This is a genomic window from Pseudomonas sp. GW822-FHT03F04 (genome assembly GCF_058801405.1).
The window spans coordinates 68,321-92,492 of sequence record NZ_JBXANF010000003.1; the positions used below are offsets into that span (position 1 = coordinate 68,321).

A 24,172-nucleotide genomic window follows, 5' to 3' on the forward strand; every position below is an offset into this window, starting at 1 on the left:
TTCAGAATGAAGTCGCGCGCAACGTCGAGGACTACCTCGGTAGCGGCGACGCCCTGCGCCTGAGCAGCGCCAGCCAGGCCATCGACAGCCTGCAGAAAGAGCTCGGCGAACTGCCGCCGGCATTGGCCGATACCCTGCGCCCGAGCCTGTCGAGCCTCGACGAATTCAGCAAGACCGACCTGCTCGCCGCCGGCAAACTGGCCGGGGATCCACAGGCGTTGCTGTTGCAGGCCGAGCGCGAACTGAGCGCCAGCCTCGATCAGCTCAGCACCTATGCCGGAGGCAACGCGACTTACCTGACGCCGCTGCTCGCGGCGTCTCAACACCTGGGCAAGTTGTCGCTGGCCCGGGACAAACTGGTCAGCAGCGGGCGCAGCGAACTGGCTGCCGATGTCGAACGCGAAGTCACCAACATCCGCACCCAGGCCCAGGCGATCGATGCCCTGCCCTTGCTTGGCGTGGTCACCCGCAGTGAATCCGGCAGCGACGATTTCGCCTCGATGATGGGCATTGAAAGCACTGAAAAAGCGGTCGCCGAAGATGCCGGCGTCGGCCTCAAACGCGAACTCAACAGCTTGCTCGGCCGTTACCCTGCAGAACTGGCCCGCACTCGCGACCAGATCCAGAAACGCACCGAGCTCAGCACCGCCACCCACCAGAAAATCGCTGCCGTTCAACAAGCCATCGCCGGTCTGGAGCCAGTGGTGCGCGCCCAGCACGGCCAGATCCAGAGCGAAGTGCGCCTGATGCAAGGCGTGATGATCGGCCTGATCCTGTTGATCGCCCTGCTGATCGACACCCTGCAACGACGCCTGGCCCGCACCCTGACCAATCTCGCGCCCGCATTGTCGACTTGGGCCGAAGGTGATTTCAGCCAAGACATTCACTTGGGTAAAACCAACCGCGAACTGCACGACATCGAAGCCTCGCTCAACCGCCTGCGTGCCTATCTGGTGGATCTGGTCGGGACGATTCGCGGCAATGCCGAACAAGTGGCGGGCAGCAGTCGCACCCTCGCCGATCTGAGCAATGACCTGCACAGCGGCGCGGAGCATCAGGCCGGCGATACAGCGCTGATCCGCGACTCCCTGAGCGAACTGGAAGCGACCATCCAGCAAGTGGCCGGTGATGCACGTCAGGCCGCAGACGCCAGCCGTCACGCAGGACAGGCTGTCGAGCATGGGCAAAAAGTCATTGGCCTGAGCCTCACCGGATTGCATGCGCTGGTAGAGGAAGTGCAAGGCAATGCGCAGATGATCGAGCATCTGGCCGAAGAGTCGGCCACCATCGGTGGCGTGCTGACGGTGATTCGCTCGATTGCCGACCAGACCAACCTGCTGGCGCTGAACGCAGCGATCGAAGCCGCCCGCGCCGGGGAAATGGGCCGCGGCTTTGCCGTGGTGGCCGAGGAAGTCCGCTCACTGGCGCAACGCACCGCCGGCGCCACCGCAGAAATCCAAACCTTGATCGCCGGCCTGCAAACTGCGGCCCGACAATCGGTCGAAGGCATGCGCGCTCAGGTTGAACACGCCGAAGCCACAGCCAATCAGGCGCAATCGGCGGACGGCGCGCTGGACAAGATCGTCGGCGCAATCCAGACCATTTCCGACACGGCTGTGCGCATCGCCGATGTCACCGCGCAGCAAAGTGGCGCGGTCAGCGAAATCCGCGATCACAGCGAACGGATTCACCAATTGGGTGGGGATAACTTGCTGCGCATCGGCGAAGGACGCGAACAGGGGGAGAATCTGCTGGTATTGGGTGGGCAACTGCATACAGCGGTTCAGGCTTTCCGCGTCTGATCGCAACTCTGCGGGGTTTGGCGGTGCGAATGACCGGATCTGATCACTCAGTCACATATTTCGCGCAAACATCGGAGATCGTGCTGGCTATTGCAGAGAACTGGACAGTCACAAAGTCTTTGCGGCATAGTCGCCGGGTTCTGACGAAGGCTCACCCATAACAAGGAACACGCAGATGGCAACGCTACTGGTGCTGCACGGCCCCAACCTGAACCTGCTCGGCACCCGCGAACCCGGGACCTACGGGTCGACGACCCTGGCGCAGATCAATCAGGACCTGGAACGCCGCGCCCGTGAAGCCGGCCATCACCTGCTGTACCTGCAAAGCAACGCCGAGTACGAATTGATCGACCGCATCCACGCCGCACGCGGCGAAGGTGTGGACTTCATTCTGATCAACCCAGCAGCTTTTACACACACAAGTGTCGCATTACGTGACGCGCTGCTGGCGGTGAGCATCCCATTCATCGAAGTGCATTTGTCCAACGTGCACAAACGCGAACCTTTCCGCCATCACTCTTACTTCTCCGACGTAGCGGTGGGAGTGATCTGCGGCCTTGGCGCCAGCGGTTATCGACTGGCCCTGGAGGCTGCACTAGAGCAGCTTGAACAACAAGCTATACGCCCCTGACCGACCCTTGGGAGTTGATGATTCATGGATATCCGTAAAGTTAAGAAACTGATCGAATTGCTGGAAGAGTCCGGCATCGACGAGCTCGAGATCAAGGAAGGCGAAGAGTCCGTACGCATCAGCCGCCACAGCAAGACCCCGGCGCAGCAGTACTACGCACCGGCTCCGATGCAGGCTCCGGCCGCTGCACCTGTTGCCGCTGCCGCTCCAGTCGCTGCCGCCGCTCCGGCTGCCGCTGCTGCTCCAGCGCTGAACGGCACCGTTGCCCGTTCGCCGATGGTCGGCACCTTCTATCGCAAATCTTCGCCAACCTCGCCGTCCTTCGTTGAAGTCGGCCAGACCGTGAAGAAAGGCGACACCCTGTGCATCGTTGAAGCCATGAAGATGATGAACCACATCGAAGCTGAAACCAGCGGTGTGATCGAGTCCATCCTCGTCGAAGACGGCCAGCCGGTTGAGTACGACCAACCGCTGTTCACCATCGTTTGAACTGCGGAGAGCCTTTGATGACTGCGAAGTTGGAAAAAGTTCTGATCGCTAACCGCGGTGAGATCGCCCTGCGGATTCTGCGTGCCTGCAAAGAGATGGGCATCAAGACCGTCGCCGTTTACTCCAAGGCCGACAAAGAGCTGATGCACCTGGGTCTGGCAGACGAATCCGTCTGCATCGGCCCGGCTTCTGCCGCGCACTCTTACCTGCACATCCCGGCAATCATCGCGGCCGCTGAAGTGACTGGCGCTACCGCCATTCACCCAGGCTACGGTTTCCTCGCGGAAAACGCCGACTTTGCCGAGCAGGTCGAGAACTCCGGTTTCGCTTTCATCGGCCCGAAAGCCGACACCATTCGCCTGATGGGCGACAAGGTATCGGCCAAGCACGCGATGATCGAAGCGGGCGTTCCAACCGTTCCAGGCTCCGACGGCCCACTGCCCGAAGACGAAGAAACGGCGCTGCGCATCGGTCGTGAAGTCGGCTACCCGGTGATCATCAAAGCCGCTGGCGGCGGTGGTGGTCGCGGCATGCGCGTGGTGCACAAGGAAGAAGACCTGATCGCCTTCGCCAAGCTGACCCGCACCGAAGCTGGCGCGGCGTTCGGCAACCCGATGGTCTATCTGGAAAAATTCCTGACCAACCCGCGTCACGTCGAAGTGCAGGTTCTGTCCGACGGCCAGGGTAACGCCATCCACCTGGGCGACCGTGACTGCTCGCTGCAGCGCCGTCACCAGAAGGTCCTCGAAGAAGCGCCGGCACCGGGCATCGACGAGCAGGCCCGCAAGGAAGTCCTCGCTCGCTGCGTCAAGGCGTGCGTCGACATCGGCTACCGTGGCGCCGGCACCTTCGAGTTCCTGTACGAGAACGGTCGTTTCTACTTCATCGAAATGAACACCCGTGTTCAGGTGGAGCACCCGGTTTCGGAAATGGTCACCGGTATCGACATCGTCAAGGAGATGCTCAGCATCGCCGCTGGCAACAAGCTGTCGTTCACTCAGGATGACGTGGTCATCCGCGGTCACTCGCTGGAATGCCGGATCAACGCTGAAGACCCGAAAACCTTCATGCCGAGCCCGGGCACGGTCAAGCATTTCCACGCACCAGGCGGCAACGGCGTTCGCGTCGATTCGCACCTGTACAGCGGTTATGCAGTTCCGCCGAACTACGACTCGCTGATCGGCAAGCTGATCACTTACGGCGCCACCCGCGACGAAGCCATGGCACGCATGCGCAATGCCCTGGACGAAATCGTGGTTGACGGGATCAAGACCAACATCCCGCTGCACCGTGACCTGACCCGCGACGAAGGCTTCTGCAAAGGGGGCGTGAACATTCACTACCTCGAGCACAAGCTGGCTGGCGAGAAGCACTAAGCTTCAGCCCGCACATGACAAAGCCGCCTTCGGGCGGCTTTGTTGTTTCCGAAGGTTTCATCTGCTCACACATTACCCGCTCCCACAAAACCGTCGCGCTCGCGTAAACTTGCGCGCTTCTCGCAGGCCGCTAGGCTGCAATCAATCTTTTTCACAGGTGCCCGCCATGCCTTGGCTGCAAGTCCGTCTCGCCATCAGCCCAGAACAAGCCGAAACCTACGAAGACGCTTTCCTTGAAGTGGGCGCCGTTTCGGTGACCTTCATGGACGCCGAAGATCAGCCGATCTTCGAACCGGAACTCAATACCACCCCGCTGTGGGCGCACACCCACCTGCTGGCCCTGTTCGAGGGCGGCACCGAAGCGGCGCCGGTACTGGCCCATCTGGAACTGCTGACCGGCAGCCCGCTGCCCGAGCATCACAGCGAAGTGATCGAAGACCAGGACTGGGAACGCAGCTGGATGGACGGTTTCCAGCCGATGCAATTCGGCCAGCGCCTGTGGATCGTGCCGAGCTGGCACGCCGCGCCACAACCTGACGCAGTCAACCTGCTGCTGGATCCGGGCCTGGCATTCGGCACCGGCACCCACCCGACCACGGCCCTGTGCCTGGAATGGCTGGACGGTCAGGATCTGAAAGACTGCAACGTGCTGGACTTCGGCTGTGGCTCGGGAATTCTGGCCATCGCCGCGCTGCTTCTGGGCGCGAAAGAAGCCGTCGGCACCGACATCGACGTGCAGGCGCTGGAAGCGTCCCGCGACAACGCCGGTCGCAACGGCATTGCCGACGAGCTGTTCCCGCTGTATCTGCCGGAGGATCTGCCGCAGATCAAAGCCGACGTGCTGGTGGCCAATATTCTGGCCGGTCCGCTGGTTTCCCTGGCGCCGCAACTGTCCGGCCTGGTCAAGTCCGGCGGGCGTCTCGCACTGTCCGGGATCCTCGCCGAACAAGGTGAAGAAGTCGCCGCCGCCTACGCGCAGGACTTCGATCTCGACCCGATCGCCAATCGCGATGGCTGGGTGCGCATCACCGGCCGTCGGCGCTAGAATGACCGCCTGCTCAATCCGGATCGCCGCATGACCGACAGCTTCGTCACCCAGTGCCCGCATTGCCAAACCAGTTTCCGCGTCAGCCACACTCAATTGAGCGTGGCCCGCGGGGTGGTTCGTTGCGGCTCCTGCCTGCAAGTGTTCAACGCAGCCAAGCAGTTGCTCGAACAACGCGCAGGCAAGGAAGCAGTCACGCCGGTAGCGCCAGCCATCGTCGAACCGGCACCGATCACCGAAGCACCGGTCGTCGCCAGACCACCCGAGCCAATCGAACCGCCTGAGCCGCGCACCATCAGCCAGAAGCAGTGGAGCGCCGCCGAGCTGGATCTGGACAGCCTGGACCTGGATCAGGAACTGGCCCGCCTCGAGCAGCGGGAAATCCAGCCGACCACCGAATTCGGCCGCCCGCGCGAAGAGTCTCTCAGCGCTCGACGCGACAGCCATGAGCCGGAAGACGAGCCGTGGTCGGACAGCCTGTTCAGCGAACCGGCGGACGAACGGATCAGCGAACCCGAGCATGAAACCGAAGCCGTCGACCTCGAACCGGTGAAGCAGGAACGCACCGAACCTTCGTTGTCACTGGAGCCGGTGGACCTCGATGACGAGCCGCCCATCCCGCAACTGCGCCTGCACGACCCGATCGATCATTCCGCGCGCCACGAACGCCTGTCGGCCAGTGACGAGACGGACGACGACCTGACACCGGTCGAGCCTCCGCGCAAAAAGCGCGAACGCAGCGAGCCCGGCGTACGTGCCGAAGTGCTGCAGGACCTGACCGACGATCCGCTGCAACTGGACTGGCAGAAACGCCGTTCGCCCTGGGGCCGACGCCTGCTCTGGCTGTTGTTGATCCTGCTGGCCGCCAGCGCCCTCGCCGGTCAGTACATCGCCTATCATTTCGATGAGCTGGCCCGCCAGGATCAATACCGCCCGTGGTTCCAGCAACTGTGCCCGCAGATCGGCTGCACGGTGCCGTCCAAGGTCGACATCGCCAAGATCAAGAGCAGCAACCTGGTAGTGCGCAGCCATCCGGAATTCAGCGGAGCGCTGGTGGTGGACGCGATCATCTATAACCGCGCGCCCTTCTCGCAACCGTTTCCGCTGCTGGAGTTGCGCTTCGCCGACCTCAACGGCCACCTGATCGCCAGCCGTCGCTTCAAACCCGGCGAATACCTCAACGGCGACCTTGAAGGCATGGCGGAGATGCCGCCGCAGACGCCGATCCACATCGCCCTCGACATCCTCGACCCGGGGCCGAAAGCGGTGAACTACAGCCTGAGTTTCCACTCGCCCGAGTGAAACGCTTCACCGCTCCGGGTTTGACGGCAGTTTTCTGACTGGGCATCGACCGACCAAACCGGCGGTAATAACAGAATAACTGTTCAGATTTTGTTCAATTCAGCCTTTATCCAGTCATCGAGAGCGGGTATCATGCCAACCCTTTTTCGAACTCTCATGATCCGGCCCCACTTCAGGGAAGTCCTATGTCGGCGGTACGCATCGGCCCATATACATTGCAGAACGGCTTGATCCTCGCCCCCATGGCGGGTGTCACCGACCAGCCCTTTCGTCAGTTGTGCAAGCGATTGGGCGCAGGGCTTGTAGTCTCGGAAATGGTCACCAGTGACATGAGCCTGTGGAATACCCGCAAGTCGCGCATGCGCATGATCCACGAAGGCGATCCCGAGCCACGCTCGGTACAGATTGCCGGTGGCGACGCGCAGATGCTGGCGGATGCGGCCCGGGCCAACGTCGAACTGGGCGCACAGATTATCGACATCAACATGGGTTGCCCGGCAAAAAAAGTCTGCAACAAGGCTGCCGGCTCCGCGTTGTTGAAGGATGAAGCACTGGTTACCGAGATCCTGCACGCCGTGGTGGCTGCGGTTGATGTGCCGGTGACCCTGAAGATCCGCACTGGATGGGATCGCGACAACAAGAACGGCCTGACCGTGGCGAAGATCGCCGAGCAGGCCGGGATCACGGCGCTGGCGGTGCATGGCCGCACCCGCGCCGACCTGTACACCGGCGAAGCCGAGTACGACACCATTGCCGCGATCAAGCAGGCGGTGTCGATTCCGGTCTTTGCCAACGGCGACATCGTATCGCCGGAAAAGGCCCGCTACGTGCTCGACGCGACCGGTGCCGATGGCCTGTTGATCGGCCGGGCCGCCCAGGGGCGGCCATGGATTTTTCGTGAGATCGAACACTTCCTGCGTACCGGCGAAAAACTGCCGGCGCCGGAGCTGATCGAGGTGGAACGCATTCTGCTTGAGCATCTGGCTGCCCTCCACGCCTTTTATGGGGACGTGATGGGTGTACGCATTGCCCGAAAGCATGTGGGCTGGTATCTCGCAACCTTGCCGGGCGCCAAGGAGTTTCGCGCCCGTTTCAATCGTTTGGATGGTACGGAAACACAATGCGCCAACGTTCGGGAGTTCTTCGCCGAACGTTACAAGAGCCTGACAGGGGACGGAGAAGGGGTGGCCGCATGACGATGATGACCGAGACTTTAGTGAGTGGAACAACACCCGTGAGCGACAACGTGAATTTGAAACAGCACCTCAATACACCGAGCGAAGAAGGCCAGACCCTTCGCGGGAGTGTCGAGAAGGCGCTGCACAATTATTTCGCCCACCTTGAGGGCGCAGCCGTCACGGACGTGTACAACCTGGTGCTCTCCGAAGTCGAGGCTCCCCTGCTCGAAAGCGTGATGAACTACGTCAAGGGCAACCAGACCAAGGCCAGCGAGCTGCTCGGACTCAACCGCGGCACGCTGCGCAAGAAACTCAAGCAGTACGATCTGCTGTAAGCATTCAATCAAACCAGAAAGGCGCCCGCGTAAAACCGGTCGCCTTTTTTGCTGACTTCCCTTGCTTTTGATGGAAATTGAGATGACCGACCAGACTACCCGCCTGCCGATCCGCCGCGCCTTGATCAGTGTTTCCGACAAGACCGGGATCCTCGAATTCGCCAGGGAGCTGGAAGCCCTGGGCGTGGAAATCCTTTCCACCGGCGGGACCTTCAAACTGCTGCAGGACAACGGCGTGGCCGCAGTGGAAGTCGCGGATTACACCGGTTTCGCAGAGATGATGGACGGGCGGGTGAAAACCCTGCACCCGAAAATCCACGGCGGGATCCTCGGTCGTCGCGGTATCGATGACGCGATCATGAACGAGCACGGCATCAAGCCGATCGATCTGGTAGCCGTCAACCTGTACCCGTTCGAAGCCACCATCAGCAAACCAGGCTGCGACCTGCCGACCGCCATCGAAAACATCGACATCGGCGGCCCGACCATGGTCCGTTCGGCCGCGAAAAACCATAAAGACGTGGCCATCGTGGTGAATGCCAGCGATTACGCCAACGTCCTGGAAAACCTCAAGGCCGGCGGCCTGACCTACGCTCAGCGTTTCGACCTGATGCTCAAGGCGTTCGAACACACCGCCGCCTACGACGGCATGATCGCCAACTACATGGGCACCGTGAACCAGGCTGCCGAGACCCTGAGCACCGAAGGTCGCAGCGAATTCCCGCGCACCTTCAACAGCCAGTTCATCAAGGCCCAGGAAATGCGCTACGGCGAGAACCCGCACCAGAGCGCGGCGTTCTACGTGGAAGCCAAGCCGGCCGAAGTCGGCATCGCTACCGCCACCCAGCTGCAAGGCAAAGAGCTGTCGTACAACAACGTGGCCGACACCGACGCCGCGCTGGAGTGCGTGAAGAGCTTCGTCAAACCAGCCTGCGTGATCGTCAAGCACGCCAACCCGTGCGGCGTGGCCGTGAGCCCGGACGCCGAAGGCGGCATCCGTCAGGCCTACGAACTGGCCTACGCCACCGACACCGAGTCGGCGTTCGGCGGCATCATCGCCTTCAACCGTGAACTGGATGCCGAGACCGCCAAGGCGATCGTCGAGCGTCAGTTCGTTGAAGTGATCATCGCCCCGAGCGTCAGCGAAGAAGCCCGCGCCATCGTTGCTGCCAAGGCCAATGTGCGCCTGCTGGCCTGCGGCGACTGGTCGGCTGACCGCGCTGCTGCCTGGGACTACAAGCGCGTCAACGGCGGCCTGCTGGTTCAGAGCCGTGACATCGGCATGATCGGCGCCGACGACCTGAAAGTGGTGACCAAGCGCGCACCGACCGAACAGGAAATCCACGACCTGATCTTCGCCTGGAAAGTGGCCAAGTACGTTAAATCCAACGCCATCGTCTACGCCAAGAACCGTCAGACCATCGGTGTCGGCGCCGGCCAGATGAGCCGCGTGAACTCGGCACGTATTGCCGCGATCAAGGCTGAACACGCCGGTCTGCAAGTCGCCGGTTCGGTGATGGCATCCGATGCGTTCTTCCCGTTCCGCGACGGTCTGGACAATGCGGCCAAGGTGGGTATCACTGCAGTGATCCAGCCAGGCGGTTCGATGCGCGATGCTGAAGTGATTGCTGCTGCTGACGAAGCCGGTATCGCGATGGTATTCACCGGCATGCGCCACTTCCGTCACTAATCAGACAACGGCCGCACTGAAGCCGGCATCTGCTGCGTTGGAGCCGACCTCGATGATGCTCATTGCCAAAAGGCAACTCCGCTCACCGAGGTCGACTCCGCCTTGCATCTACCGGCTTCATTGCGACCTCCTGGAGCGTGAAGCGCTTCAGGTTCCAAAACAGAATTAGCGTCATCCGAGGTTTTTGAAATGAATGTTTTGATCATTGGCAGCGGTGGCCGCGAACACGCCCTGGCCTGGAAAGTGGCTCAGGATCCGCGTGTGCAGAAGGTTTTCGTCGCACCGGGCAACGCCGGCACCGCGATTGAAGCCAAGTGCGAAAACGTCGCCATCGACGTACTGGCCCTCGAGCAACTGGCCGACTTCGCCGAGAAGAACGTTTCCCTGACCATCGTCGGTCCGGAAGTGCCGCTGGTTGCCGGCGTCGTCGATCTGTTCCGCTCCCGTGGCCTGGACTGCTTCGGTCCGACCGCCGGTGCTGCGCAGCTGGAAGGCTCGAAAGCCTTCACCAAGGATTTCCTGGCACGCCACAAGATCCCGACCGCCGACTACCAGAACTTCACCGAGATCGAGCCAGCCCTGGCTTACCTGCGTGAAAAAGGTGCGCCGATCGTGATCAAGGCCGACGGCCTGGCCGCCGGTAAAGGCGTGATCGTCGCCATGACCCTGGCCGAAGCCGAAGACGCCGTGCGCGACATGCTCGCCGGCAACGCCTTTGGCGACGCTGGTTCGCGCGTCGTCATCGAAGAATTCCTCGACGGCGAAGAAGCCAGCTTCATCGTCATGGTCGACGGCAAGAACGTCCTGCCGATGGCCACCAGCCAGGACCATAAACGCGTCGGCGACGGCGACAGCGGCCCGAACACCGGCGGCATGGGTGCCTACTCCCCTGCCCCGGTGGTCACCGCCGACGTGCACCAGCGCGTGATGGATCTGGTGATCTGGCCGACCGTGCGCGGCATGGCCGAAGAAGGCAACGTCTACACCGGTTTCCTGTACGCCGGTCTGATGATCGACAAGGCCGGCAATCCGAAGGTCATCGAGTTCAACTGCCGTTTCGGCGATCCGGAAACCCAACCGGTGATGCTGCGTCTGCAGTCGAGCCTGGTGTTACTGGTCGAAGCGGCACTGGCCCAGGCCCTGGATAAAGTCGAAGCGCAGTGGGATCCACGTCCGAGCGTCGGCATCGTGCTGGCCGCTGGCGGTTACCCGGGCGACTACGCCAAGGGCGCGACGATCAACGGTCTGGACGCGGCAGCGAGCCTGGAAGGCAAGGTCTTCCACGCCGGCACCGCGCTCAAGGACGGTAACGTCGTGACGGCCGGTGGTCGGGTGCTGTGCGCTACTGCCATGGGCGCCAGCGTGGGTGCTGCCCAGGAGCAGGCCTACAAACTGGCCAAGGCCATCGACTGGGAAGGCTGCTTCTACCGCACCGACATTGGCTACCGCGCCATTGCCCGTGAACGCGGCGAAACCCGGTAATAAGCTACGCTGTGTTTCCGGCAAGGGCCCTTGGTCCTTGCCGGACTGTTCCGACGCTGCGCATCGTTATATTCTGGCATCAACCTACGAAGGGATTTCGCCGTGCGCTGGCTCAGGATTGCCATAGGCTTCACCGTCACACTGTTGACCTTGCTCTGCATGCTCCCGGCCCAGGCCGCGCAAGGCAGTGGCTGGTCGGTATTGCTCGACGATCAGGGCAACCTCCAGCTGAGCGACATCCGCTCCGCCCGCTACACCAATCAATTCAGCCCTATCGAGCTTGACCGCCTCACCGCGGCCGAACCCGATGGCGCGTTATGGCTGCGCTTCAGACTGGCGCCCGGCAAGCACGAACAAGTGCTGCGCATCTTCGCTCCCGACCTGTCGCACCTCAATCTGTACGTGCTCGATGGCGACAGACTGATCGAGCAACGGGAAACCGGCACCGTCCAGGCCCAGGCCGAGCGCCCCCTGCCGAGCAGCGACTTTCTGCTGCCGCTGCCGCAAAGCGACAAGTCCCTCGACATCTACCTGCGAATGGTCTCCGACCACCAGTTACGTCCGTACATCACCCTGCAATCGGCGGTGATGGGCGCGGCCAATCATAACCAGACGCTGATCTACGGCTTGCTGTTCGGCTGCCTGGCGATGCTGATCCTGCACAACCTGATCCGCTACGCCTACACCCGCTCGCGCAGCAGCCTGTGGCTGGCAGTCTGTGAAGCGCTGCTGAGCCTGAGCCTGTTGCTGCTGCTCAACCTCGCCGGTCCTTGGCTGCCGAACTGGCACGCGATCCAGACCCCCGGCGCCTATCTGGCCCTGTTGCTGACCGCGCCGGCCGGCCTGATGTTCGCCTACCGCTTCTTCGCCCCGCTTGGCCCGCACCCGCTGAACAAACTGCTGCTGGGCGACATCCTGTTCATCGTGATCTGCAGCCTGCTGCTGTTGTTCGTCAACACCCTGCCGCTGAACATCATCACTTACGCGCTGGTGGCCCTGGCCGGGCTGAGCATGTTGCTGGTGGCGTTCTATCACTGGCAGAAAGGCTACCGCCCTGCCCGCTTGTTCGTCGCCGCGATGGTGGTGTTCAACATCGGCACGCTGATCATCCTCCCGGCCTTGCTGGGGCTGACCCTGGTGGCGCCGCAAGGCCTGATCATGACCCTGATGGGCTTCATCTGCATCAGTGGCCTGCTGATGAGCATTGCCCTCGGCGAGCGCCAGCGCAGCATCACCGAAAGCCGCTTCAGCATCAGCCGCGACCTCGCCGCGAGCAACGCCGAGATCAATGCCAAGGCCGAATTCCTCGCCAAGATCAGCCACGAGATCCGCACGCCGATGAACGGTGTGCTGGGCATGACCGAATTGCTGCTCGGCACGCCGTTGTCGGTCAAGCAACGCGACTATGTGCAGACCATCCACAGCGCCGGCAACGAACTGCTGACCCTGATCAACGAGATCCTCGACATCTCCCGCCTCGAATCCGGGCAGATCGAGCTGGACGACGTGCAGTTCGACCTCAACGCCCTGATCGACGATTGCCTGAGCATCTACCGCGCCAAGGCCGAACAGCAGAACGTCGAACTGATCAGCTTCATCCAGCCGCAGGTGCCACGGGTCATCAGCGGCGACCCGACGCGTCTGCGCCAGACGCTGCTGAGCCTGCTGGAAAACGCCCTGAAGAAAACCGAAGAAGGCGAAGTGCTGGTGGTGGTTGCCCTCGATGAGCGCAGCACCAAACCGCGCCTGCGTATTGCCGTGCAGGACAGCGGTCAGCCGATGGACCAGGAAGAGCGTGATGCGTTGATGCACGCCGAGCTGCACAGCAAGCACTTCCTGTCGGCCAACCGGCTGGGCGGCAATCTCGGGCTGGTGATCGCACGGCAACTGATTCGCCTGATGCAGGGCGAGTTCGGCATCAAGAGCGGCGCCAGCCAGGGCAGCACGCTGTGGCTGACCCTGCCGCTGGACCCCGATCGTCTGGAGCATCCGACCTCCGATCTCGACAGTCCGCTGCAAGGCGCGCGGGTACTGGTGGTCGACGACAACGACACCTGCCGCAAAGTGCTGGTGCAACAGTGCAGCGCCTGGGGCCTGAACGTCAGCGCGGTACCGTCAGGCAAGGAAGCGCTGGCCCTGTTGCGCACCAAGGCGCATTTGCGTGATTACTTCGACGTGGTCTTGCTGGACCAGAACATGCCCGGCATGACCGGCATGCAACTGGCGGCCAAGATCAAGGAAGACCCAAGCCTGAACCACGACATCCTGCTGATCATGCTCACCGGCATCAGCAATGCGCCGAGCAAGATCATCGCGCGAAATTCGGGGATCAAACGCATCCTGGCCAAACCGGTGGCCGGCTATACCCTCAAGACTACGCTGGCCGACGAACTGAACCAGCGCAACCGTGGCCAGGCGGTGTTCCAGCCTCAAGCAACCGGCCCGGCCACGGCAGTCAAGGTCCCGAGCGATTTCCGCATTCTTGTCGCCGAAGACAACACGATTTCCACCAAAGTGATCCGTGGCATGCTCGGCAAGCTCAATCTGCAACCGGACACCGCCAGCAATGGCGAAGAAGCCTTGCAGGCGATGAAGGCCCAGCGGTACGACCTGGTTCTGATGGACTGCGAAATGCCGATCCTCGATGGTTTCTCCGCCACCCAGCAACTGCGAGCCTGGGAAGTCGGCAATCAGCGCATCCGTACGCCGATCGTCGCGCTGACCGCGCACATCCTCGCCGAACACAAGGAGCGTGCGCGCCAGGCTGGCATGGACGGGCACATGGCCAAACCGGTGGAGCTGTCGCAACTGCGCGAGCTGATCGAGCACTGGGTGGCCCAGCGTGATCAGCAAAACCGCAGCACCGCACGGACGTCTTGATCAGCGCTGGATGCCAGCCTCTACCTCTGGCTTCCCGGGCATTTGCCGGATCAGCTCAGCGAACGGCTCCAGGCGCTTTTCCAGCACGCCTCGGATCCGCTCCTGCAGTACGGCAGACATATCCGCCTGGAAAAACTTTTGCTCGACGACGCCCTGCACATCAGCCGATGTGAAGACCCTGGAAAACGGATTGACTGTACCGCCCTCTGAAGACTTCAGGGTGATATACACCGCACTCAGACGAGGGCCCGGTTGCGCAACGACGACCAGAAAACGAAGCAGGTCAACCGGCCCGGCCTTGTCCTCCGGTGCCAGTACAGGTTGCTGGATCCTCTCCCGAAGAAACCCGATCAGTGGATCTGCCGCCGGCAACCCGGCAATGTCTTGCAGTACCGGCAGCCATTCACGGGCATCGACATCATCGAGCGACTTCTCCAGCAGCAGGGTCATCCAGTCCATGGCCGACGCCATGGCGTCCAGTGGCGGGGTGAAGGTGTCCCATGCCACTTTCCGTTGCAACCAACTGTCTTTCAAAACTTGCTGCCAGATTGAATACCATTCGACCTGGCCGGATTGAAGCCATTTCCGGGTGGCTGCCAATTGTGCAAACAAGACGGAGTGCTGAACATCTTGCTGTTCCTGGGCAGACATTCCTGAAGGTAGCAAAACCAATGCTCCTGCATTGGCATAAACCGAGTATTGCATATTCATCCATACCTCCAGCACAGGGGATAGATGACGGCGTATCGCACCGCCATCTACTTTTATTAAGTCAGATTTCCCACTCACTGATTTGCCTGACCGCACGATCGCCCAACTTTCCAGCAATAATGGCGCGAGTCTTTTCAATGATGGACGGCACCATGGTCATATGCGATTCGCCGCGATACAGATCCACGGAACTGCTATCCCAATTAACGAACAGCACTTTGGTCTGATTGGCTCGATTGATATAACGAACAGCACCCAATGTCAAAATAACTTCCTGGCCTGGGGTTTCAAGGCAAGAACCCACGGCAAAACCCCCGGTGCCTTTTTCCTTAATGTTCTGGTCGAATACTTTCAACGGTTTATCCGAGTTCTGCAGCGAGGCCATCGCATCGGCAGCCACTTTCAGCAACAGTGCCGAAGTCGGCCCCGGAACCGCTGCCGCAGCGACTGCCGAGCTCAGGATCGTCAGGGCCAACTGGTCCATCGTGAAGCTTTTACCGGAGGCGGTGGTCGAGTCGTAATAACGCTTCAACACGATCCAGCCAGCGTCCTGCATGACCTGCAGGAATGTTTGATACCACTCCTTGCCTTGATGATCGGCAGGGTACTTCTTGTTCGCCGCCAACGATGCAAACAGATAAGTATTGAGTACATCGGCACGGTTCTGATCGGACATGCCCGAAACAAAAGAAAGAATCGCATCGCCCACAATCGAAGCCCGACTCGGTTCTTCAATATCGAAAGCCATCACGCCGGAAGCACTGCGCGAATTGATAATGATCTTTTCAGGCGTTACATCATAAGTACTCAGACGCTCCAGGCGATCGGCGAGAGTAACAACAGTATTTTTTTCCATGAGTAATTTCCTTAGTTTGTTTTTTTCAACGAACCCTTCCTGAGTTCGCAAAACAAAACTACACGGCAGAAAACCAACTAACAAGCCAACAACCATTACCAATAGATAACAACAAACAGTCACAACAATATTTGTACAAAAACAACAAGCAGCAACTTCATAATTACCATTCGTTCACCCATAACGATCTTGCCGACAGACCGTGCGGCGCCTGATAGACTCCTTTCAACTTCCGCCCGCGCGAGCTTTAACCATGCTCCATGTGTTGTTCAGCGTTTACCTGAAGATGCTGGTGCTCTACAGCCCGTTCTTCGTGTTGTCCTGCTTCATCAGCCTGACCCGGGGTTACTCGCGCAAGGAACAACGGCGCCTGGCCTGGAAAGTTGCGATCGCCACCCTGGTTTCGAGCGTGTTGCTGTACCTGTTCGGGCGGGTGATCTTCGACGTGTTCGGCATCACCGTGGATGCCTTCCGCATCGGTGCCGGCAGCGTGCTGTTCATCTCGGCGCTGGGCATGGCGCAGGGCAAGTCGGCCGTGCAGACCGACAACGTGCAGCAGGATGTGACAATTGTTCCGCTGACCATTCCACTGACCGTCGGGCCCGGCACCATCGGTGCATTGCTGGTGATGGGCGTCAGCCAGCCGCACTGGGATGACAAGCTGATCGCGATCATGAGCATCGCGCTCGCCAGTTTCACGGTGGGAGTGGTGCTTTACCTGTCGAACCGCATCGAGCGGATTCTCGGTGACCAGGGCCTGCAGATCGTCAGCCGCCTGATGGGGTTGTTCGTATGCGCGCTGGCGGCGCAGATCATCTTTACCGGGGTCAAAGGCTACCTTGTGCCTTGAACCCTGAAACGAAAAGACCGCCGACGGTAACGTCGGCGGTCTTTTTTCGTCAGTGCCCGTAAGCCCTCAATCGGCAGACTCGACGGTTTTCTTCGCGCCAGCCTGATCGATCAAGGCTTTCAACGTCACGCTTTCGGTTTCATCCTTGCGCGCCTTCAGCCAGCGCACCAGGGTCGACACCTGACATGGACGCAGCCCCTTGACCTCAAGCATGGCATCACCACGCAGCGCCGGATCAGGCGCATCCGCATTGCGCACCAGCACACAGTGCTCACTGTCGGGATCAATTACCACCAGATGCTCCTCGACCATCCCCACTTCGAGCTTGTGCGGATCTGTCATGGTCAGGATCAAGCGGCCCATGAACTGCGGAAAACCCACCAGCGGATAACGGCAATCCACCACCAGCGAATCGAGCTTGCGCATGAGCGCCTCGGTCACATGCCATTTCATCGAACCGCGTCCCACCCGCAGAACCAGTGTGCGCACATCGTCCGGCACCAGCGGCAGCAGATCGTAGGCATCCACCCGCCCTTCAAGCACCAGTACCTCACCCGTGCGCTGGACATAATCCAGCGGTTTGATCTGACGCAAACTCGGGTAGCCCTGAACGACCCGTTCCTGCGGCTTATGTAGCAGGACATCGGTATTTCGCCGGGTTCCGAGCAGCTCGAAATCCTCCGGCAAATCGGCAGCGGGGATCTGGATCAGCCGTGCGCTTTCGGCGATGTACCACTGAACACTGGCGTCCTGCGCAGCGATCGAAATGAACGGACGATGCGCCTCGTTCGCCAGCAAGGCCTGCAAGTTGCCGATCAGATTGTCGCCATGGGCCGCCAGCCAATCATGCTGCACGCCGGTGATCAACGGGGGGACCTGATGTTCCAGTTGCAGCACCACCCCCTCCCGCGTCGTGCCCACAAGACCGGCACCGTCGATCCGGACATCGGCAAAACGCCAGGCAGTCCACTGTCGTTCGGGTTTGGGCACCAAGGAGGCCTGTAACAATTGCGTGCCTTTTCCGAAGGCCTGGTCGAGTTGCTCTTTATCGATAAAGGTCTGGCGCCAGACCTCGCCGCTTTCGGGTTCGAACAGCCATGCCGATTGATTGTCCGGCGTCATGCCGAGCAATCGGAGCTGCGTCTGTTGCGCCTCACACAGCAGCAGGCGGCCACCCACGTACCAGGCGTGCAAGCGTGCATCGCCAGCGGCGTTGGCAATGCCGACAATCGCGAACTGTTCAGCGGTGTATTGCCGGGCCACCACTTCGAGCGCCAGCCACCATTGCCCTCGTCCCTTGAGCCACGGTTCGGCCAGACCCGCAAAACGCACTTCGCCGTCGGTACCGATCTCGAACGACAACCCGTCCTCGGTCCGCACCTGATACCCCTTGTGCTCAGCAGTCACCTGTTTCAAGCCCTCAGGTTGCACCCAGCGGTGCGACCATTGGCCCTGCCCTTCCTCCACTGTGCGCTGCACCCGGCACAGGTTCTGAAGCGGGCGGTCGTAGACGACGAACACGTCGACGTCATCAGCCAGCGTCAGCAGCATCAACTCGTTCAGGTTCTGGACCGAGTCGGGCCAGCCGCGTGCATGACGACGACGCGGTACCGGCCGCACGATCAGATTGTCACGGGTACGAATCCAGGCCATGTCCCGGGCGTTCTCTTCGATCTTCCAGCAGATCGAAACGTAAGGCGCGAACTGCCAGTCGACCATGGCATAACCCTTGTCATCGTGAACCGGTTTGGGCACCACCCACTCGCCCAGTATCGGAGCCCAACCGGCCAAGGGAGTGCTGTCATCGAGCAGCGACTCGAAGGTCGGTTCAAGTCCGCGAGTAACCGAACTCAACCACAGCTCACCTTCGTGAATCAGGTAGTCAAGGCGTTCAAGCGCGCCGTTTTCAAAGGCATATTCCTGCACCACATGCACGACGCCCTGACCATCGACCTCCACACTGCGAATCGTGCTGACACCTGTGCGACGGAACATCAAACGATAACGATGGCTGAGCAGCCCGGTGCCGGCATCGACCTGGCAGATCTCGTAACCGAACGGATCATGGAAAAACGCCGAGCCGCCGACCACCACCGACAACAGGCCCTCATCATCGAACACCTCGTCATTGCGGATGTAGAGGATCCGGTCATCCTCGGCGTCATACCAGCCATTGGTGTAACGCGGCGCCTTGATGTTTTCGAACGGAATCAGATAGTCGTGGATCGGCGTATAACGCAGCGCCAATCGATGAGCCCGCGCGAGTTCTTGCAGATGATCCTGCAGGATCTGCCCGTCCAGCCCTTTGGGCGCCTGCTCTTGCAGCAGCTCCAGCTCATTGCGTTTGGCGCCGGCGACCCTGAAGAGCCGGCCATTTTCGATCAGCAGGGAAATGTCCGGCGCAATGGCCGCCGTCACCTTGAACTGGCAGCCCCTGACACTGAACTGCCCGTCCTTGCCGAACGTAATGTCCTTCTCGCCGGCCCAGGGGGCGACGATGATCCAGCGATTCTGTTGAACGTCCACTGACACCAGCTCAAGGTTTACACCGGGGTTGAGCACCAGTGTGCAGGTGCCGCCACCACCCTGAATCCGATAGCTGATTTGCTCGTGCCAAGGCTTGGGAATTACCGGCACAACCAGTTTGCGCGCCTGCGCATCGAGTGTGACGCTGATCTCGGTCGGCCGGTAATCAGGGTACAGCCGATGGACGATGTGGTGGCTGGGAAACGAGTAGAACGAAAACAGGAACAGCCACTGACCGTCCGTTTTTTTCTTCTCCAGACGCCGCGCAATATCGAAGCCCTTGTCGTGGCGTTGCGATGAAAACGGCAGGATCTGGTACTCGTAGCGGTAGCAGGTGAGCGGCGTGCACGGCAACACAATGGCCTGATCGGCCGGTGGTGCGAACGCCATTTCGGCGGGGTAGCCAAGTTCCTTGCTCAGGTGGATGGCTCGCGGGTAATCGACCTCGAATTCCGGTACGCCGAAATGATCGTGCAGCGGATACAGACGGGTGCTATCGAGCAGCAGCTTCCCGGTGTTCAGATCCAGACCGTTGATAATCAGCGACGGACGCGGCAACCAGGCACCTTGCTCGCCGCTATAGCGATACCCGGCACTGTGATGCGCCTGTTCCAGTTCCGCGAAAAACAGCCCGACCGCTTTCGCTTCTTCTGCGATGGTTGCGAAGTTCTGCGCCAGTGCAGCCACGCCGACCGCCAGGCCCCCCAGAATCACCCCGGCGCCGCCCAGCACCGCAGCCGCCGTACCCGCGCCGGCGAGCGCCGCACCAAGTCCCGCTCCCGTCAGGGCCAGACTGCTGGCGTCGAAAGTCAGTTGAGTTGCATAGGTGGCAGTCTCGACATCATCGCGGGCATTCGCCAGCTGATAGATATCGAAGCCAACATTGGCCAGACCCAGCACGGCACCGACGCCCTCGTTGACGACATGTCCGGCCACTGCGCCGAGGGTTCTGCCGGTCAATGGCTCAAGTGCTTCGCCGACCACCTTCGCACTGGTGCGGGCAATCAGTTTTTCATCGCGCAACGTGGCTTGAACCAGACTGATCAGCCCTGCCACATCGACCACATTGCCATGCACCAGTTGTGCGTAGTTGACGTAGGCATGCCACTGCACCGCAGTGGTCAATGTGCGCTCGTCGCCTTCACGCCCGCGCAACGCATTCATCAGTGCCTGCACCGCAAACCCGGCATTGAGCGTGTGCACCGCTGCCGCCTCGGTCGGATCCACCACCGCGCCGGTCGCACGTTTGCGCCCCAGGGTCGAGAACAGGTCAGTCAGGTAGCTCCTGATTCGCAACAGGCGATCATCCCGGCTGGTGACCATGGCCACCGACTCGCCACTCTGCGGATCGATCATGTTCACCCGATAGCCGCCCTCGGGTATCACCTCCAGCGAATCGAACAACGGCACCAATGGAGTGACCGAATCATGGCCCTCCTGCAAGCGCGAAGTTGCCTCAGCGATCTGCTCCGCCCACCAGTGATTGTCTGAAGACAGCAGCGCACTACCCAGGCGCGAATTCGCCATCAGCGACTGGCCGTGAGCACTGTTCACCCTCTGGCGAATGGGCCTGAACGGTTTGTCCGGCAGTGGTTCATCCTTGAGCAACTGAGCCACCTTGAAGCCGCTCGACAGCTCCAGACCGGCAACCTGCTCCCCCTGGACATCGATCAGATCGAACAGCGGCCGGCCAGATTTGCCATACACCGCATAGTGTCGGGCCATGTTTGTGTCCTTGAAGAACTGCTTCAAGGCCATTTTGAAGGTCGCTGGACTGTCGAATTCGAACAGGCCGAAGTTCGGATCATAAAAGTGGTAAGCGTCTGTCGCCCCACTCACTGTCCGGGCCACCAGCATCGAGTGGTTGTCCGAGTTGAGCATCAGGGTTCGAGTCCCGACGGACTCCTCGAGGGTTGTGACGACCTTGTCCAGATCGACCCGCCCCAGTGCCGTGCCCAGTTCGGCGGCGTTTACGCCACGCATGTCCTCCAGTGCACCGAGAAACGCTGTCGAGTCCGATTGCTCCGGTTCAAGTACCGCAAGGAAAAACCGCTCGCGTAACTGTCGGGTCGCCGTATCACTTTGCGTAAGGGCAGCACTCATCGCCAACGCCAGCGGAAAGCAGCGCCCGGCAGCGGTATCACCCGGCCCGTGCATCAACAGATCCTGAGGCACCAGTTTGGCGGTTCCGGCCTCGAACTGGTTCAGCACTTGCTCCACCCGTTCCTGAACCTTTTCACGGTGTTCCCGCGTCGCGAGTCGCTGGATCTGCGCCACCTGACGCCCCCAGTCGAACAGCGTCACAGCGTTGGCCAGCGCGTTTTTCTTCAGGCCCAATGCGCTGACCGAGTTCGCCGGCAAGCCATCCTCGACACTCGCCATCCCCGCCAGAAACGCGGGTGCCCGACGCTGATAGAGATGCTGTTCGATCACCGCGTAACGCCCGGAGGTTCCACGCTCCCTGACGCTGTTGATCAGATTGTCCAGCGCACCGCTCAGGGCAGAAAAGCTCTGACTGTCCAGTGACTCGACGCCCAGCAATGCTCCTATCGTCAAACGCTGCAATGGGTTGAGCTGCTCAAGGTGCCAGGAGCCAGCACCAAGACCGATCAAGATTTCATCCAGCGCAAGATTTTGCGCGAGCTGATTTTTAGGGAATGCCGGCGGTCGCAGGCGCGTGTCCTGATTGCGGATGGCCTGACGATCATCGAAGCTCAGTGGCATCCTTTCAGCGAACACGACCGGGCCGTCGTGGCCGCTCATCATCGCCTGGGTAAACGGTTCGCCGAGGCGCTCGGCCATGCGCTGCAACAGCTCGGTGTTCAGGACATGGCGTCCTTCGATGAGCGGCCAGCCGAGTTCGAATTCGACAGTCGCCTGCTTCAGCAACTCAGCGATGTTCCCGGCGTAGCGGGTTTTGTATTGGCCATCGCGCCAGTTCTGCTTCTCGGTTTCCACCCACTTGTCAAAGTCGGTTTCATTGTCTTTCCAGGAGTGATCCTGCTCCTCTTCGGTTGTGCGATTGACTGTCGTCAGGGGATCTATTGCCATCTCCGCACGGGAGGCTTCTGCGCCGCGAGACGTTAACCGAGCCTTTTCGAAATCGCTCGTACCGTCCTTGATGCCGACCGGGCCGGTCAAATAGATCGTCCCCTCACCTTGCGGACGGATGCCGTCGTTGTAGTAATTGGCGGCGGCGTCTGCAAGATAGGCAGCGAAAATCGACTCCTCCCCTGGTAAGTCAATGAGAGGCCCGTAGGCTTTTTCCAGAACCTCGTTCGCCAGTGAAGACATCGCCTCAGAATCTTCAAGTCTGACACCTCTCTGAGCAGCCAGCCGGGCAGTGTCTTCAACCAACCGATAATTGAACCGGAAGCGATCAAACACGGACTCGATGACTGTCGAACCGGGATGGGCCAACATGAAGGCATTACTGATCGTGGAACCCTCTGCCACGGCCCTTAAGGTGTAAGGTCGGGCGAGAAGGTCCCGGGGAGGCTGGAACACTTGATTGAGGTCTGGCTGGCTACTGGCGAAAGCTTGCAGTTCTGGACGATGCTGTTCAGGAATTCGCACCGTGTAATCGGTGTATCGACTGCGCAGAGCTTCACGGCCAGGCATCCAGTGGGGGTTGTGATCCAGCAGCAACTGCAACACGCCCAGTCGTGCTCCGTTGTCGAAGCCGCTAATGTCGACACCACCGATCTCTTGCAGTAACGGAGGCAAGTTATCGACATCGGAATAACTGCCGCCTTCCGGATACAACGCTTCCACTCTGACAATGTCCGACGCTGCGGCGAAGTTGCCACGCAGACGCATTTCGCGCTCGTAGATATCTCGCAACTGCAAAGGTGTTTCCGTACTCGCCAGGTCGCGCAGTCGTAAACCTCTGTCAACCAAGCCCTTTACGCTTTCACGATTTCGGTTCTTCAGCTCACGTAAACCCCCTGCGTCTTGTCCATAAGCACGAGCCAGTAACTGAACTCTCGCGTCATCGGCCGATTCGCCTCGTGCGGTTGCATCATTGATGTAATCGTACATCTGCTGTTTCAGAACAATGGCGCGGGCGACATACGATTCGCCCAATACCCGCTCAGACGTACTTTCGGTTCCACCCTGCAACATTGCATCTGCTTTGGCGGCCTCGATAATCAAACGGTTGGTTTTATGGGCCAGTAACGCATCGCTGTCGTACCAGAGATTGATTGTGTAGTCGTGTCCAGTCAGCACCTGTTTCCACAGGTTGATGTAATCACGCTGTATATCCCCGACGCCTCCTCCGACCCAGACGAAGTGCAGTATCTTCGGCACCTGCGTCGCCGAGACCTTCATCAGTTCTATGCCGTATTGCAGTCGCGCGTCGAAGTCATCCACTCTTCCAAGAATTTGCGTCAGACCGGGCGACGCCTCTTTATCGGGGCTCGGCGCGGGATCCTGTTCCACATCGCGGCGTACACGATGCTGCCCCAACTCTCCCAGCGCCTGTCTGAACAGCGCCAGCGGGTGCTGTAGCCGGGGTGAGTCGAGCAAACCGATGCAGGCGAAGTAGTAACGGATAACCGCGTCATATTGACGAGTATTCTTGTAGGGCAAGAGTGCCTGTTCAAGCTCCGTCAGCTTAAACAGTTTGACAAAATTCAAGTGCTTGCCATCAACCGCCTTTATCTTCATATCTTGCATAAACCACCTTCCTTGAAACACTCGATGACATACGCACAACAAAGTGCGCACAGCTGTACCCAACCGAAAAGAACAATGCCTTTTTGGCAAACCGAAACAGTGAACAATTCGAGAGATAAAAACCTTCAAGCAAAACTAGTACAACGCATCTCCAAAGACAAAAAACAAAGCCATTCAAACAATGTCAACAGAAACATCCGACAACATCAACTCAACATTTTTTACCTCAATAAAATACAAACCCGCATAACTTACCCACACAAAAAAGGCCGCAAACTTCCGTTCGCGGCCTTGTTACTTAGATCCATAAGTGTTTGCAACAATTTCCGACTACACCGT

The 24,172-nt window shown here is 60.1% G+C and carries 15 protein-coding genes; 12 read left to right on the top strand and 3 right to left on the bottom strand.

The features are described 5' to 3' along the window. Positions 1-758 precede the first annotated feature (758 nt). The 11 genes from AC1RMX_RS07035 to AC1RMX_RS07085 all read left to right on the top strand — a co-directional run bounded on the left by AC1RMX_RS07035 (position 759) and on the right by AC1RMX_RS07085 (position 14,210). The gene (locus tag AC1RMX_RS07035) at positions 759-1,802 is read left to right on the top strand and encodes a methyl-accepting chemotaxis protein (protein ID WP_492574049.1); all 1,044 of its coding nucleotides are present in this window, start codon (positions 759-761) and stop codon (positions 1,800-1,802) included. A 175-nt stretch (positions 1,803-1,977) separates the two neighbouring features. Beyond that, positions 1,978-2,433 carry a type II 3-dehydroquinate dehydratase gene (gene aroQ / locus AC1RMX_RS07040; RefSeq protein ID WP_096819739.1) on the top strand — a complete coding sequence of 152 codons (456 nt, stop codon included), beginning with the start codon at positions 1,978-1,980 and terminating at the stop codon, positions 2,431-2,433. A gap of 24 nt (positions 2,434-2,457) precedes the next feature. Further along, the gene (gene accB / locus AC1RMX_RS07045; protein WP_096819740.1) at positions 2,458-2,922 is read left to right on the top strand and encodes an acetyl-CoA carboxylase biotin carboxyl carrier protein; all 465 of its coding nucleotides are present in this window, start codon (positions 2,458-2,460) and stop codon (positions 2,920-2,922) included. Positions 2,923-2,939: 17 nt separating this feature from the next. Then, on the top strand, positions 2,940-4,298 hold the full coding sequence (gene accC, locus AC1RMX_RS07050; RefSeq protein ID WP_096819741.1) for an acetyl-CoA carboxylase biotin carboxylase subunit: 1,359 nt from the start codon (positions 2,940-2,942) through the stop codon (positions 4,296-4,298). 166 nt (positions 4,299-4,464) lie between these two features. Then, the gene (gene prmA, locus AC1RMX_RS07055; protein WP_493071236.1) at positions 4,465-5,343 is read left to right on the top strand and encodes a 50S ribosomal protein L11 methyltransferase; all 879 of its coding nucleotides are present in this window, start codon (positions 4,465-4,467) and stop codon (positions 5,341-5,343) included. A gap of 30 nt (positions 5,344-5,373) precedes the next feature. Beyond that, positions 5,374-6,645 carry a DUF3426 domain-containing protein gene (locus AC1RMX_RS07060; RefSeq protein ID WP_493071238.1) on the top strand — a complete coding sequence of 424 codons (1,272 nt, stop codon included), beginning with the start codon at positions 5,374-5,376 and terminating at the stop codon, positions 6,643-6,645. 185 nt (positions 6,646-6,830) lie between these two features. Next, the gene (gene dusB, locus AC1RMX_RS07065; protein WP_085732733.1) at positions 6,831-7,841 is read left to right on the top strand and encodes a tRNA dihydrouridine synthase DusB; all 1,011 of its coding nucleotides are present in this window, start codon (positions 6,831-6,833) and stop codon (positions 7,839-7,841) included. After that, positions 7,838-8,158, top strand: coding sequence for a DNA-binding transcriptional regulator Fis (fis, locus tag AC1RMX_RS07070; RefSeq protein WP_003186237.1), 321 nt, complete (start codon positions 7,838-7,840; stop codon positions 8,156-8,158). The genes dusB and fis overlap by 4 nt, the downstream gene beginning before the upstream one ends. An 82-nt stretch (positions 8,159-8,240) precedes the next feature. Further along, entirely contained in the window at positions 8,241-9,848 is a 1,608-nt protein-coding gene (gene purH / locus AC1RMX_RS07075) for a bifunctional phosphoribosylaminoimidazolecarboxamide formyltransferase/IMP cyclohydrolase (RefSeq protein ID WP_102620083.1), read from the top strand. A gap of 189 nt (positions 9,849-10,037) precedes the next feature. Continuing rightward, positions 10,038-11,330 (top strand): phosphoribosylamine--glycine ligase, encoded by a 1,293-nt coding sequence (purD, locus tag AC1RMX_RS07080; RefSeq protein WP_096819744.1) that lies wholly within the window; start codon positions 10,038-10,040, stop codon positions 11,328-11,330. A 102-nt stretch (positions 11,331-11,432) separates the two neighbouring features. Then, the gene (locus tag AC1RMX_RS07085) at positions 11,433-14,210 is read left to right on the top strand and encodes a hybrid sensor histidine kinase/response regulator (protein ID WP_493071241.1); all 2,778 of its coding nucleotides are present in this window, start codon (positions 11,433-11,435) and stop codon (positions 14,208-14,210) included. Here the strand turns inward: AC1RMX_RS07085 and AC1RMX_RS07090 are convergent, their stop codons facing one another. Both AC1RMX_RS07090 and AC1RMX_RS07095 read right to left on the bottom strand, forming a co-directional pair. Beyond that, the gene (locus tag AC1RMX_RS07090) at positions 14,211-14,921 is read right to left on the bottom strand and encodes a hypothetical protein (protein ID WP_493071243.1); all 711 of its coding nucleotides are present in this window, start codon (positions 14,919-14,921) and stop codon (positions 14,211-14,213) included. Positions 14,922-14,982: 61 nt separating this feature from the next. Continuing rightward, complete coding sequence (locus AC1RMX_RS07095; protein ID WP_493071245.1) at positions 14,983-15,777, bottom strand: hypothetical protein; 795 nt, start codon at positions 15,775-15,777, stop codon at positions 14,983-14,985. A gap of 253 nt (positions 15,778-16,030) precedes the next feature. Here AC1RMX_RS07095 and AC1RMX_RS07100 point away from each other — a divergent pair, with 253 nt between their 5' ends. Continuing rightward, a complete protein-coding gene (locus tag AC1RMX_RS07100) occupies positions 16,031-16,627 on the top strand; it encodes a MarC family protein (protein WP_096819748.1) in 597 nt (198 codons plus the stop codon). 66 nt (positions 16,628-16,693) lie between these two features. Here AC1RMX_RS07100 and AC1RMX_RS07105 read toward each other — a convergent pair whose 3' ends face one another. Further along, positions 16,694-23,833, bottom strand: coding sequence for a TcdA/TcdB pore-forming domain-containing protein (locus AC1RMX_RS07105; RefSeq protein WP_493071247.1), 7,140 nt, complete (start codon positions 23,831-23,833; stop codon positions 16,694-16,696). Between the last annotated feature and the right edge of the window lie 339 nt (positions 23,834-24,172).

What these genes read in the sequence shown, in the direction of transcription:
- AC1RMX_RS07035 (WP_492574049.1), top strand. Translation starts at nt 759, where the DNA reads ATGATCGGCCTGATCCTGTTGATCGCCCTGCTGATCGACACCCTGCAA.
- aroQ (WP_096819739.1), top strand. Translation starts at nt 1,978, where the DNA reads ATGGCAACGCTACTGGTGCTGCACGGCCCCAACCTGAACCTGCTCGGC.
- accB (WP_096819740.1), top strand. Translation starts at nt 2,458, where the DNA reads ATGGATATCCGTAAAGTTAAGAAACTGATCGAATTGCTGGAAGAGTCC.
- accC (WP_096819741.1), top strand. Translation starts at nt 2,940, where the DNA reads ATGACTGCGAAGTTGGAAAAAGTTCTGATCGCTAACCGCGGTGAGATC.
- prmA (WP_493071236.1), top strand. Translation starts at nt 4,465, where the DNA reads ATGCCTTGGCTGCAAGTCCGTCTCGCCATCAGCCCAGAACAAGCCGAA.
- AC1RMX_RS07060 (WP_493071238.1), top strand. Translation starts at nt 5,374, where the DNA reads ATGACCGACAGCTTCGTCACCCAGTGCCCGCATTGCCAAACCAGTTTC.
- dusB (WP_085732733.1), top strand. Translation starts at nt 6,831, where the DNA reads ATGTCGGCGGTACGCATCGGCCCATATACATTGCAGAACGGCTTGATC.
- fis (WP_003186237.1), top strand. Translation starts at nt 7,838, where the DNA reads ATGACGATGATGACCGAGACTTTAGTGAGTGGAACAACACCCGTGAGC.
- purH (WP_102620083.1), top strand. Translation starts at nt 8,241, where the DNA reads ATGACCGACCAGACTACCCGCCTGCCGATCCGCCGCGCCTTGATCAGT.
- purD (WP_096819744.1), top strand. Translation starts at nt 10,038, where the DNA reads ATGAATGTTTTGATCATTGGCAGCGGTGGCCGCGAACACGCCCTGGCC.
- AC1RMX_RS07090 (WP_493071243.1), bottom strand. Translation starts at nt 14,921, where the DNA reads ATGAATATGCAATACTCGGTTTATGCCAATGCAGGAGCATTGGTTTTG.
- AC1RMX_RS07095 (WP_493071245.1), bottom strand. Translation starts at nt 15,777, where the DNA reads ATGGAAAAAAATACTGTTGTTACTCTCGCCGATCGCCTGGAGCGTCTG.
- AC1RMX_RS07100 (WP_096819748.1), top strand. Translation starts at nt 16,031, where the DNA reads ATGCTCCATGTGTTGTTCAGCGTTTACCTGAAGATGCTGGTGCTCTAC.
- AC1RMX_RS07105 (WP_493071247.1), bottom strand. Translation starts at nt 23,833, where the DNA reads ATGCAAGATATGAAGATAAAGGCGGTTGATGGCAAGCACTTGAATTTT.